This window comes from Yersinia pekkanenii (assembly GCF_001152565.1).
Classification (GTDB): domain Bacteria; phylum Pseudomonadota; class Gammaproteobacteria; order Enterobacterales; family Enterobacteriaceae; genus Yersinia; species Yersinia pekkanenii.
Genome location: NZ_CQAZ01000002.1, coordinates 158,412 through 171,406 on the forward strand (window position 1 = coordinate 158,412; position 12,995 = coordinate 171,406).

A 12,995-nucleotide genomic window follows, 5' to 3' on the forward strand; every position below is an offset into this window, starting at 1 on the left:
CAGCTTGTGGTATTCAGTCATTGCGGGATCTCGCTTAAGCAACGGCCAAAGAGCATTTAGCCCCTTGGCCGTTTATTTTTAAATCAATCGCTCATATGGATAAAGTATTGTTATGAATAACTCAGCGATTCAGGTGGTAATAAACCTCATTCCAGCGGATCTCATTTTTAAATGCCGGAAGCGTGGTGTCATTATCGATCAGCAAGAATTCAATTCCGTGCATTTCGGCATACAAGCGCAATTCGTCGACACCAACGGCTTGTGAGAATACGGTATGGTGTGCACCACCGGCGATAATCCAGGCTTCAGCGGCGGTTGCCAGTGAGGGCTGAGCCTGCCAGATTGCGCGTGCAACCGGCAGTTTTGGTAACGGATGCGGCTGCTCAACCGTATCGACCACATTGACCAACAGACGGAAACGGTTTCCCATATCAATCAGGCTGGCATTTAGCGCCGGGCCTGCTGGGGTAGAGAAGATCAACCGCGCCGGGTCAGCTTTGCCGCCGATCCCCAGATGTTGTACATCCAACAACGGTTTCTCTTCTTTGGCGATAGACGGACACACTTCCAGCATATGGGAGCCAACCACCAAATCATTCCCCGGCTGGAAGTTATAGGTGTAATCCTCCATAAAGGAGGTGCCGCCTTTCAGGCCGGTTGCCATGACTTTCAAAATACGCAGCAATGCGGCGGTTTTCCAGTCGCCTTCGCCACCAAAACCGTAACCTTGCTGCATCAGGCGCTGTACTGCCAGCCCCGGTAACTGCTTCAGTCCATACAGATTTTCAAAGTTAGTGGTAAAGGCTTTAAAGCCGCCTTGTTCGAGAAAACGCTTCATTCCTAGCTCAATTCGCGCCGCATCCAGCAAGTTTTCGCGTTTATTACCATTTAGTTTCACCGCATCAGTGAAGCGATAGCTGGCTTCATACTCTTCAACTAAAGTATCAATATCGCCTTTGCTTACCGCATCCACAACGGTGACCAAATCCCCGATACCGTAAGCGTTAACTGAGTAACCAAATTGGATTTGTGCCGCGACTTTATCCCCTTCAGTGACCGCCACTTCGCGCATATTATCGCCAAAACGCGCTACCTTGAGTTGTTGGCTTTCCTGTTTGGCGGCGGCGACCCGCATCCATTGCGCAATACGTTGATGTGCGGTTTTATCTTGCCAGTGGCCGGTGATCACGCTGTGCTGCTGGCGCATACGCGCGCCGATGAAACCAAATTCACGGCCACCGTGGGCCGTTTGGTTCAGGTTCATAAAGTCCATATCCATGGTTTCCCACGGGATCTGAGCATTAAACTGTGTATGGAATTGTAATAACGGTTTATTCAGAATGCTCAGACCACCAATCCACATTTTGGCCGGAGAGAAGGTGTGCAGCCAGGTCATTACACCGATACAGGCGGTATCATAGTTAGCCTCGCGGCACAGCGCGGTGATCTCATCCGGCGTAGTGACCAAGGGCTTCAGCACCAATTTTATTGGCAAGCCTGCTTCGCTATTCAGGCTGTTGACCACCTGATGGGCATTATCCATAACTTGTTGTAGTGTTTTAGGGCCGTACAGATTCTGGCTACCGATGACAAACCACACTTCTGATTGCTTGAATACGTCCATCTGATACTCCAGTTGATAAAGTGGCATATACCCTTCGTACTTGAAGCCGCAGGGGGTTAACTGCATTCATTCATAAATTAGGCTGACCATCAACGTCAACGTATTGTTTCGGCTACGGGCATATAGTGGGGTTCTGCTGAGAGACACCATTGTTGATAGCGCAGATAAAGCTGCTGATAGCGTGCGACTTGTGTGGCATCTGGCGTCAGGGTGCGCTCAATCTTGCAGGCCATCTGACGTTGTGCGGCAGGCACATCATGGTATATTCCGGCAGCCACTGCGGCAAAAATTGCCGCACCCAGAGCACAACATTGATCCGATGCCACTATTTGTAGCGGGCGATCCATGACATCAGCACAAACCTGCATGATGACCGGTGACTTACGTGCAATGCCCCCCAATGCCAGCACGTTCTCAACCGGGATATCCTGTTGTTCAAAGCATTCCATTATGGCACGAGCACCAAATGCAGTCGCCGCGATAAACCCGCCAAACAGTGTTGGTGCATCAGTCCCCAGATTTAAGTCGGTAATCACGCCTTTTAAGCGCTGGTTGGCATTCGGCGTGCGGCGGCCATTAAACCAATCCAGTACCACTGGCAGATTTTCAAGTGATGGACTCTTGGCCCATGCGCTCGTCAATGAGGTGAGCAGGGTAGCTTCAATTTGTTTGAGTTGTGGCTGTAATTCAGGTTGTGCCAGCGCGGCCTGATGAAGTGGCCAGCTTAACAAACGGCTGAACCAGGCATACATATCACCAAATGCAGACTGACCCGCTTCCATCCCAATCCAGCCGGGAACCACACTGCCTTCAACCTGACCACAAATACCGGCAATGGCCCGGTCGCCGACCAATTTTTCATCAGCAATTAAAATATCGCAGGTAGAAGTGCCGATGACTTTAACCAAGGTATAAGGCTGAGCACCTGCGCCTACAGCACCCATATGGCAGTCAAATGCGCCACCGGATAGAACCACCGTTGCTGGCAACCCTAAACGCTGCGCCCATTCAGCGGTAATTAAGCCTACCGGGCGTTCGGCAGTATAGGTATCGGTGAACATAGGGTAATTAAGGTCGTTAACCAGACAGGTATCCAGTGCCGCCAAAAATTCCCGTGGCGGTAACCCCCCCCATGAAGGATGCCATAAGCTTTTGTGCCCTGCGCTGCAACGGCCTCGTCGGATATCCTGCGGCGCAGTAGTGCCTGATAACAGCGCCGGAACCCAATCACAGAGTTCAATCCACGATACTGCTGCTTCACGGACCGCCGCATCAGCGCGGGTGACATGCAGGATTTTTGCCCAGAACCACTCGGAAGAGTAGACCCCGCCGATATAACGCGAATAGTCAGTAAATTCACCACTGCGACATAACCGGTTGATCTCTTCTGCTTCTTCAATAGCGGTATGGTCTTTCCACAGCACAAACATCGCGTTGGGGTTATCGGCAAAGTCAGGGCGTAACGCCAATACCTGACCTTGCTCATCAATTGGTGCAGGTGTGGAACCGGTGGAATCAACCCCGATACCGACAATTCGTTGGCGCTGTTCTGCTGACAGGCGGCTGACCATTTGGCGGATGGCCTGTTCCATGGCTTCTATATAGTCGAGGGGATGATGGCGAAACTGGTTTTGTGCCGCCTGACAATAAAGGCCCTGCTGCCAGCGAGGGTAGTAGACAACTTCAGTATCGATCTCGGTGCCATGCTGACAATCTACCGCCAATACCCGGACGGAATCGCTGCCAAAATCTAACCCGAGCGAGATAGCCTCGTTGATCAATACAGGGCGGTCTGCCGATATAACGTCGCCGGTCATAGTGGTTACTCCTAACTTTTGCAGAAAATCAGATATTCATTGTCAATAACCATAGGAGTGAGTGACAGCAAGAGATGAGGAGCCAATAGCTGGAAGTATGTACTTTTCTGCTTCCTATAGTGTTTTTGTGATGTCAGTCAAAAGTTAGTGCGAGGTTAAATTTGCTGAATATATGGATAAACAAACTGTTATTCCCGGATGTGATAGCGCTCTACATTCTGAAGCATAATTAACGCTAATACTGTCACCATCTGACTGGGTGTGGTTAGGTTAAGCGGCTTTAAATCAAGAATGTCACTGTACTGAAGCTGAAAAATAGCATTGATAACGTTTCCACTAAAAGTCGATTGGTTTGAGTGAATGACGATTAAATAAACGAAAAATATCTCTTCCTACAACAGCAATCCGGAGAACACTATGCATAAATTAACTAAGGCGCTGGCCGTGGTTGGGTTAGCGGCAGTTATGTCACATTCAGCTATTGCTGAAAGCATGAAACTAGGGTTTCTGGTCAAACAGCCTGAAGAACCCTGGTTCCAGACCGAATGGAAGTTTGCCGATAAGGCTGGGAAAGATTTAGGTTTTGAAGTGATAAAAATTGCGGTGCCTGATGGCGAGAAAACCCTGAATGCGATTGATAGCCTGGCGGCCAGTGGTGCCAAAGGCTTCGTTATTTGTACACCAGACCCGAAACTGGGGCCTGCCATTGAAGCTAAGGCCCGCAGTTATAACTTGAAAGTGATTGCTGTTGATGATCAGTTCGTGAATGCCAAAGGCAAACCGATGGAAAGTGTCCCATTGGTGATGATGGCGGCCACTAAAATTGGTGAACGTCAAGGGCAGGAACTGTGGAAAGAAATGAGCAAACGCGGCTGGCAACCAGCAGAAACTGCGGTAATGGCCATTACTTCGGATGAACTGGATACGGCACGCCGTCGTACCAGTGGGTCAATGGACGCGCTGAAAGCGGCGGGCTTCCCAGAACAACAAATCTATAAAGTGCCGACTAAATCCAATGATATCCCTGGGGCATTTGATGCGGCTAACTCCATGTTGGTTCAGCATCCTGAGGTGAAAAATTGGCTGATTGTGGGCATGAATGACAACACCGTGCTGGGTGGCGTGCGGGCAACTGAAGGTCAGGGCTTTAAGGCCGCGAATGTCATTGGCATTGGTATCAACGGCGTTGATGCGGTAAGCGAATTGTCCAAAGGGAAGGCAACGGGCTTCTATGGATCTCTGTTACCCAGCCCGGATATCCATGGCTATAAGAGTATTCAGATGCTGCATGATTGGGTGACTAATGATGTCGAACCACCGAAATTTACTGAAGTGACTGATGTGGTGCTGATAACCCGGGATAACTTCAAAACCGAGTTAGAGAAGAAAGGCTTGATGTAATTCTGGTGCGCTGAGGGGCAGGTTGAGACTTGCCCCAATTAACCACGCAGGCAGGTGGGGCAGTGCAATCCAAACTTTATAAGGAAGCCATTATGTCAGCACTCCATGCTGCGTTACAGGCCGAGTTGGCAGCCGAACAGTCACCTTATCTGGCTTTTTGTGGCATCGGGAAAAGTTTCCCCGGTGTTCAGGCGCTGGATGATATCAGTTTTACCTGTCAGGCCGGTCAGATCCATGCCCTGATGGGGGAGAATGGTGCGGGGAAATCCACCCTGCTGAAAATTCTTAGTGGTAACTATTCGCCCACTCAGGGTGAAATTCACATTAAAGGTAAAGCGGTTAGTTTTGCCAATACCACCGAGGCGCTTGATGCAGGTGTGGCGATAATCTACCAGGAACTGCATTTGGTGCCGGAAATGACCGTGGCAGAAAATATTTATCTGGGCCAATTGCCGACCCGGATGGGCATGGTTGACCGTAAATTGCTGCGTTACGAGTCCAGTTTGCAGCTAGCGCATCTGGGGCTGGACATCTCCCCCGATACTCCGCTGAAGTATCTCTCCATCGGGCAATGGCAGATGGTAGAAATAGCCAAAGCGCTGGCCCGCAATGCCAAAATCATTGCTTTTGATGAGCCAACCAGCTCGCTCTCCGCCAGAGAGATAGAACAACTGTTCCGGGTGATCCGTGAGTTACGCGCAGAAGGGCGCGTAATTTTGTATGTTTCGCACCGGATGGAAGAAATTTTTGCTTTGAGTGATGCCATCACGGTGTTCAAAGATGGTCGCTATGTGCGCACATTTAATAATATGGATCAGGTAAATAACGACTCGCTGGTGCAAGCCATGGTCGGGCGTAATCTGGGCGATATCTATGGTTATCAGCCACGTGAAATAGGCGCTGAACGCCTGACCCTGCAAGAGGTAAAGGCAATCGGTGTGAAATCGCCGATAAGCCTTACCGTCCATCAAGGGGAAATTGTTGGCTTGTTTGGTTTGGTGGGGGCCGGGCGCAGTGAGTTACTGAAAGGGGTATTTGGCGGCACCCGGTTGACCCGTGGGCAGGTACTACTGGATGGCAAGCCATTGACTATCCGTTCACCGATTGATGCCATTACTGCCGGGATCATGTTGTGCCCCGAAGATCGCAAAACTGATGGCATCATTGCGGTGCATTCGGTGCAGGACAATATCAATATCAGCGCCCGTCGCAAAACACTGGCTGCCGGCTGCCTGATTAACCCCCGTTGGGAGCGCGAGAATGCGGCACTGCGCATTCAGTCGCTGAATATCAAAACGCCGGGTCCCCAACAACTGATTATGAATCTGTCGGGAGGTAACCAGCAAAAAGTTATTTTGGGCCGCTGGTTATCCGAAGATATGAAAGTGATCCTGCTGGATGAACCGACCCGTGGCATCGACGTTGGGGCCAAGCATGAAATCTATAACGTGATTTATCAACTGGCGAAACAAGGCATTGCTGTGCTGTTTGCCTCCAGTGATTTGCCCGAAGTTCTCGGACTGGCGGACAGGATCGTGGTGATGCGTGAAGGGGCTATCTCCGGTGAGTTACTACACCAAGATGCCACTGAAGAGCAAGCGTTAAGTCTGGCGATGCTACGCACCCCGAATATTGCTATTGATGCCGCGTCTGCGGTGGCCTGATTGTGAAGGAGATTGTAATGAACTCATCCATGTCCAGTGTTACGTTGAGTGCGGGGAACAACAACCCTGCATCAACCGAGTTAAAAGGTGGTAGCCACAATGGCCAGTCGCAGCCACCACAAGATGCACCCGCCAAAGGGGGGCAGGTGTTGTCCCGGATCTGGGATAGCTACGGCATGCTGGTGGTGTTCGCGGTGGTGTTTATCGGCTGTGTAATCTTTGTGCCTAACTTTGGTTCTTTTATCAATATGAAAGGGTTGGGGCTGGCTATCTCGATGTCGGGGATGGTGGCGTGCGGCATGCTGTTTTGCCTGGCATCCGGCGATTTTGACTTATCGGTGGCCTCGGTCATTGCCTGTGCTGGGGTCACCACGGCGGTGGTGATTAATATGACCGAAAGCCTGTGGCTGGGTGTCGGCGCAGGTTTGTTGCTGGGCGCAATGTGCGGGCTGATTAATGGCTTTGTTATTGCCCGGTTGAAAATCAATGCGTTGATCACCACGCTGGCGACCATGCAGATTGTCCGTGGCCTGGCATATATCATCTCTGATGGCAAAGCGGTGGGGATCGAAGATGAACGTTTCTTTGCTCTGGGTTATACCAACTGGTTGGGGTTGCCCGCACCTATCTGGATAACCATTGCCTGTCTGGCGCTATTCGGCTTCTTGCTAAACAAAACCACTTTTGGCCGCAATACGCTGGCGATTGGCGGTAACGAAGAAGCAGCCCGTCTGGCTGGGGTGCCGGTAGTGCGTACCAAGATAATCATCTTTGTGTTATCGGGCTTGGTGTCGGCTGCGGCGGGGATAATTCTGGCCTCACGGATGACCAGTGGGCAACCCATGACCTCGATTGGTTATGAGCTGATTGTTATCTCGGCCTGTGTGTTGGGTGGGGTATCACTGAAAGGCGGGATCGGTAAGATTTCTTATGTTATCGCCGGTATTTTGATTTTGGGTACAGTGGAAAATGCCATGAACCTGTTGAACATTTCGCCATTCTCACAATACGTGGTGCGTGGTTTGATCCTGCTGGCTGCGGTTATCTTCGACCGTTACAAACAACTGGCTAAACGGACGGTATAAGCATCACCGTGACAGAAAAGTCCATAAAAAACCACTCTGGCTCACAGTTCTGTTATCACTATCAGGCAGGGTGAAATCTGTCCGATAAACTGAAATATACCCTTCTACATGAATTACTTTGGGTATAAGTATGACTTATTGGTTCAAAAAACTCAGAGCATGAGGAGACTACATGTATCATCGAATGGTTCAGGAACCGCAACCCAATCCCTTGCTGCCAGGTTATACCTTTAATGCCTATCTGGTGGCAGGATTAACTCCGATTCTGGCTGACGGACCACTCGATTTCTGTATCGACAGGCCGGGGGGAATGAAAGGCTATATCCTGAATTTGACCATTAAGGGGCAGGGCAAGATTTTTGACGGTGAAAATACCTTTTACAGCAACCCCGGTGACTTACTGCTTTTCCCCCCTAAGGCATCACACTATTACGGGCGCTCACCTAACAGCGACTGTTGGTATCACCGTTGGGTCTACTTCCGGCCACGGGCTTACTGGGCAGACTGGCTGGAGTGGCATAGCAAAACCCATGAGGTCGGGCGTTTATCTTTGCCTAACAACAACTTAATTTTGGAATTTGATCGTCTGTTTGCCAATATCGAACAGACACAAAAATCCGGGCGGCGCTTTGGCGAAGAGTTGGGCATGAATCTACTTGAGCGCTTGCTGCTGCGGGCGATGGAAGAAGATCCCCTTAGCCCGCAACGTATTATGGACCCACGTGTTATTGAAGCCTGTCAGTTTATTACGGGTAATCTGGCCGGAGAACTGCGCATCGACGAGGTTGCCCGCCATGTTTGCCTCTCTCCGTCACGGTTGGCGCATTTGTTCCGTGAACAAGTGGGTATCAATATATTGCGTTGGCGTGAAGATCAGCGGGTTATTCGGGCTAAGTTATTGCTGCAAACCACGCAAGAACCGATCGCCACCATTGGCCGCGTGGTGGGCTATGATGACCAACTCTATTTCTCCCGCGTTTTTCGTAAGCGTGTCGGGGTCAGCCCCAGTGATTTCAGACGTCGCAGTATTGAAACCAACTATCCGCAACGTAGTCTCCGTCAGCCAGAATGGCGCGATAATACAGCGGTAATTGTGCGGGGTTAGGCTCGCCGCTGATGTTAAGCCAAAATTACCTCTTGTCGTGGGAATCATCATGGTGTCAAATCGGTTAATCGAGTGATATCAAATAAAAGAATGCACCAGGCAAGAGGAAATACAATGACTGAAATAATAAAAGTAGGTTTGCTGGGCTACGGTTATGCCAGTAAAACTTTCCATGCGCCGCTGATTATGGGCACTCCGGGGCTGGAACTGGCAGGTGTTTCCAGCCGTGATGCCAGTAAAGTGCATGCTGACTGGCCATCAATGACGGTGGTTTCTGACCCTCAAGCATTATTTGATGATCCTGCCATTAAACTCATTGTCATTCCCACCCCTAATGACACACATTTCCCGTTAGCCCAGAAAGCACTGGCCGCCGGTAAACATGTGGTGGTTGATAAACCCTTTACCGTGACACTGTCACAAGCGAAGGAATTGAAACAACAGGCCGATGACGCAGGTTTACTGCTGTCGGTATTCCATAATCGCCGCTGGGACAGTGATTTTCTGACGCTAAAAACATTACTGGCGGAAGGTGCGTTGGGTAAAGTGGTCTATTTTGAATCTCATTTTGATCGCTATCGTCCGGAAATCCGCCAACGCTGGCGTGAGCAACCCGGTGCTGGCAGTGGCATCTGGTACGATTTAGGACCACATTTGTTGGATCAAGCACTGCAACTGTTTGGTTTGCCAGCGACGCTAAATGTTGATCTGGGTCTGTTGCGTCCAGGCTCTCAGTCAGTTGATTATTTCCATGCAGTTCTCAGCTATCCGGGGCAACGTGTCGTGTTACACAGCACGGTACTGGCGGCGGCAGAAACCGCACGGTATATTGTTCACGGTACGCAGGGCAGTTACATCAAATTTGGTCTGGACCCACAAGAAGATCGGCTCAAAGCAGGTGAGCGCCTGCCGCAGACTGACTGGGGATACGATATGCGTGATGGTGTTGTGACACTGTCACATGATGGCCTGCTGGTCGAGAAACCGTTACTGACATTACCGGGTAATTATCCTGCCTATTATGCCGCTATCCGTGATGCTATTTTGGGTACGGCCAGCAACCCGGTACCGGCATCTGACGCGATTAAAGTGATGGAACTGATTGAGTTGGGTATTGCCTCTGATCAACAGAAAAGAGCGCTGCCGGTTTTGTCGGCAAACTGAATTTCGTCTCCGTCTGAACGCAATGATAGCGTCGAGAGCTTTTTTGTTTGAAGGGAGATGCCCAAAGTGGTTGGAGTGGCCGGTAGGCAGCAGACTAACACCTCTGCCACTTCAAATACAAAGGGCATGAGGAATAATTTGGCATGTCATGGTTACCACGTTTACCGATTGATAAGTTTTTATTAGTACTGATCCTGGTGGTTATTATTGCGTCGGTTTTCCCGTGTGAAGGGGAGGTTAAGCGGTGGTTTGAGCACCTGACCACTGCGGCTATCGCTTTATTGTTCTTTATGCACGGAGCCAAGTTATCCCGTGCCGCGATAGTGACCGGTATGGGGCATTGGAAACTGCATCTGGTGGTGTTCCTCAGTACTTTTGCCTTATTTCCGCTGCTGGGCTTGAGCATGAATGTGCTGGTGCCTGGCGTGTTAACACCAACGCTGTATTTGGGTTTCCTCTATCTCTGTGCATTGCCAGCAACGGTTCAGTCGGCCATCGCTTATACCTCCGTTGCCGGGGGGAATGTTGCGGCAGCAATATGCAGCGCATCAGCCTCCAGTATCCTCGGCGTATTTCTTTCACCACTTCTGGTGGGCATGTTAATGCACACGCAAGGCGGTGATACGGATACCTTGCACGCTATCGGTTCGATCGTCATGCAATTGATGGTGCCATTTATCGTCGGCCATCTATCACGGCCATTGATTGCCAAATGGGTGGAACGCCATAAAAAGTGGGTTAATATCACTGATCGGTCATCAATTTTATTGGTGGTGTATGTGGCTTTCAGCGCGGCGGTGGTTGAGGGCATTTGGCACCAAATTGACGGCTGGTCACTGCTGGCGATCCTGATCTGTTCGATGGTGTTACTGACGGTGGTACTGGTGGTCAACACCATGGCTGCCCGCTGGTTGGGCTTCAATACAGCCGATGAAATTACCATTGTGTTCTGTGGCTCAAAGAAAAGCCTGGCCAATGGGATACCGATGGCCAATGTGCTGTTTCCTGCCTCGGTGGTGGGGGCTATGGTATTGCCGCTGATGATATTCCATCAGGTTCAATTAATGGTGTGTGCGGTATTGGCGCAGCGATATGCCAAACGCGTAGCAAGAGAAAATACGGATAAAGCGCTGGCTTCGGCGGAGAAGCGAGAGACTCAGTAGCGTAACGCGATTATAAATAACAAAAGCGCCCGTATTTCTATGAAACTCGGGCGTTTTTTTATTTTATCGTTTACCGGTTAAGCGCAAACTTTATCGCGCAGCGCCTGTTTTTCTTGTTCGCTGATAAACGCCATGGTCAGGCCATTTTCCTGTGCCTGGCGGATTTCTTGTGGCGTCAGGCCGGCAGCCGGTGCGGCTACATGATATTCATTGGCAATTTCAATCCCCTGAACCGCCGGATCATCCGTGTTAATGGAGGCGATGACACCGTGGCGCAAGAATGCGGCCAGTGGGTGAATTGCCAGAGAAGAGACCGTGCTGGTTTGGATATTGGAGGTCAAACAGGATTCAATGCCGATATTGTGCTCAGCCAGATAATCCATCAGCCTGATATCTTCCACGGCTTTAACACCGTGACCAATACGTTCCGCCCCCAATTCACGAATAGCTTGCCAAATACTTTCCGGGCCAGCGGCTTCACCGGCATGGACAGTGATACGCAAACCAGCATCTCGTGCACGATTGAAATGGCTGCGGAATAAATCACCGGGGAAGCCCAGTTCATCACCCGCCAGATCCAGTGCCGTAATGCCATCTCGATGTGCCAACAAGCCATCAAGTTCCTGTAAACAGGCTTGTTCACCAAAGGTGCGGCTGAGGATACCGATCAGGCGAATATCAATATCAAAATCACGGCAACCGGACTGTATACCCTCGATAACCGCTTCAACCACCCCGGCGACGGGCAATTGGTGTTTAATTGCCATATAGAACGGAGAGAAGCGTAACTCGGCATAATGTAAACCGGCGTTGGCGGCATCTTCGACATTTTCATAGGCCACGCGACGGCAAGCATCCAGTGACCCTAAGACCGCCACGCCCCAATCGAGTTTTTGCAGGAAGCTGACTAAATCGGGTTCAGTTTTAGTAATTTGCACATGTGGGCGTAGGGTTGCCAGTTCATCAGCAGGTAATGGCAGATTAAATTGACGGCCCAAGTCTAAAATAGTTTGCGCCCGGATATTGCCATCAAGATGGCGATGAATGTCGGTCAGAGGAAGGCGGGGATCAATCATGCTGTGCACTCACTTTTATCTGCAATAGATTCTGGTAGGTAAAGTGCAGATCATTATAAAAACAAATGGATGAAAATATCCACTACGTTGCATAAAAAAGTGACATAAATCACATTGTAGCAGTGCAGTCAATACGACATATACCCATTTATCATAAGGTTTAAATAAATGTACAGCCCGCTTTAATAAGCCATTCTGGAATATATTGATTAAAACCTTCGGCTTCACAGTATTCTTTAAAGGCGCGGTGCGAATTTACATTTGCCTTTTCATATATCGATTGCAATTTATTTGATATTGTTCGATTGGAAATGTTCAGTCTTTTCGCTATTTCTTTAGCGTTAAGAGATTGTAATAAGAAAAATATGACTTCAAGTTCTTTTTTGGTGAAATTACTTATAGGCGGATTCATTACTAATACAGAAGGAATTTTGTTATTAAATAAGTCATATAAAGAAATGAAATTGAATTTCGTCACATGAAAAATAGTGCCGATACAAACTTTTTCATTGTCAAACAGAGGGAATTTTTCGCAAAGCGTATGCTCATTACCCCATAAACAGGTCTGAATCATAGCCACACGTTTCTTATCCGTCTCAACTTCCCGATCTTGCTTTTGTAAATCTGACGCAAATTCAGCCCAAGGAGCAGGGCACTCGTTGTCTAATCGACCTTCAATATTAAATCTAATGGGTAATTGGCTAAATTTTAGTGTTGCTTTATTGACATACATAAAGCGCGATTCGCAATCTTTCACGCCCCACGGCTCTTCATTATTCTCCATAAATGATAAGAGCGAGCCGAAAGGCTCTGCATCGAGTCCCTTAGAACCCATTATTTTTGGGGGGTTAATTTTATCTATCACTGTTAGCTCCTTTTAAAATTTTAAATTTTCT

At 49.3% G+C, this 12,995-nt stretch carries 10 protein-coding genes; 6 read left to right on the plus strand and 4 right to left on the minus strand.

From position 1 onward, the window contains the following. Positions 1 to 121 precede the first annotated feature (121 nt). Positions 122 to 1,624, minus strand: a complete 1,503-nt coding sequence (araA, locus tag AEP37_RS01685) for an L-arabinose isomerase (RefSeq protein ID WP_049608867.1) — start codon at positions 1,622 to 1,624, stop codon at positions 122 to 124. Positions 1,625 to 1,719: 95 nt separating this feature from the next. Beyond that, on the minus strand, positions 1,720 to 3,441 hold the full coding sequence (locus tag AEP37_RS01690; protein WP_049608870.1) for a ribulokinase: 1,722 nt from the start codon (positions 3,439 to 3,441) through the stop codon (positions 1,720 to 1,722). Positions 3,442 to 3,858: 417 nt separating this feature from the next. Between AEP37_RS01690 and AEP37_RS01695 the strand changes: the two genes are divergently transcribed. The 6 genes from AEP37_RS01695 to AEP37_RS01720 all read left to right on the plus strand — a co-directional run bounded on the left by AEP37_RS01695 (position 3,859) and on the right by AEP37_RS01720 (position 11,023). Beyond that, the gene (locus AEP37_RS01695) at positions 3,859 to 4,842 is read left to right on the plus strand and encodes an arabinose ABC transporter substrate-binding protein (protein ID WP_049608873.1); all 984 of its coding nucleotides are present in this window, start codon (positions 3,859 to 3,861) and stop codon (positions 4,840 to 4,842) included. 92 nt (positions 4,843 to 4,934) lie between these two features. Continuing rightward, positions 4,935 to 6,506 (plus strand): L-arabinose ABC transporter ATP-binding protein AraG, encoded by a 1,572-nt coding sequence (gene araG, locus AEP37_RS01700; RefSeq protein WP_049608876.1) that lies wholly within the window; start codon positions 4,935 to 4,937, stop codon positions 6,504 to 6,506. Positions 6,507 to 6,535: 29 nt separating this feature from the next. After that, positions 6,536 to 7,591: an L-arabinose ABC transporter permease AraH gene (gene araH, locus AEP37_RS01705; protein WP_049608985.1), complete on the plus strand. Its 1,056-nt coding sequence runs from the start codon at positions 6,536 to 6,538 to the stop codon at positions 7,589 to 7,591. Between the two features lie 172 nt (positions 7,592 to 7,763). Further along, on the plus strand, positions 7,764 to 8,696 hold the full coding sequence (gene araC / locus AEP37_RS01710; protein WP_049608878.1) for an arabinose operon transcriptional regulator AraC: 933 nt from the start codon (positions 7,764 to 7,766) through the stop codon (positions 8,694 to 8,696). Between the two features lie 114 nt (positions 8,697 to 8,810). Next, entirely contained in the window at positions 8,811 to 9,860 is a 1,050-nt protein-coding gene (locus AEP37_RS01715; protein WP_049608881.1) for an oxidoreductase, read from the plus strand. Between the two features lie 143 nt (positions 9,861 to 10,003). After that, complete coding sequence (locus AEP37_RS01720; protein WP_049608884.1) at positions 10,004 to 11,023, plus strand: bile acid:sodium symporter family protein; 1,020 nt, start codon at positions 10,004 to 10,006, stop codon at positions 11,021 to 11,023. A 77-nt stretch (positions 11,024 to 11,100) separates the two neighbouring features. On the opposite strand, the gene add is transcribed toward AEP37_RS01720, so the two are convergent. Continuing rightward, a complete protein-coding gene (add, locus tag AEP37_RS01725; RefSeq protein WP_049608886.1) occupies positions 11,101 to 12,099 on the minus strand; it encodes an adenosine deaminase in 999 nt (332 codons plus the stop codon). Between the two features lie 160 nt (positions 12,100 to 12,259). After that, positions 12,260 to 12,934, minus strand: a complete 675-nt coding sequence (locus AEP37_RS01730) for a LuxR C-terminal-related transcriptional regulator (protein WP_408068315.1) — start codon at positions 12,932 to 12,934, stop codon at positions 12,260 to 12,262. Positions 12,935 to 12,995: the final 61 nt, after the last annotated feature.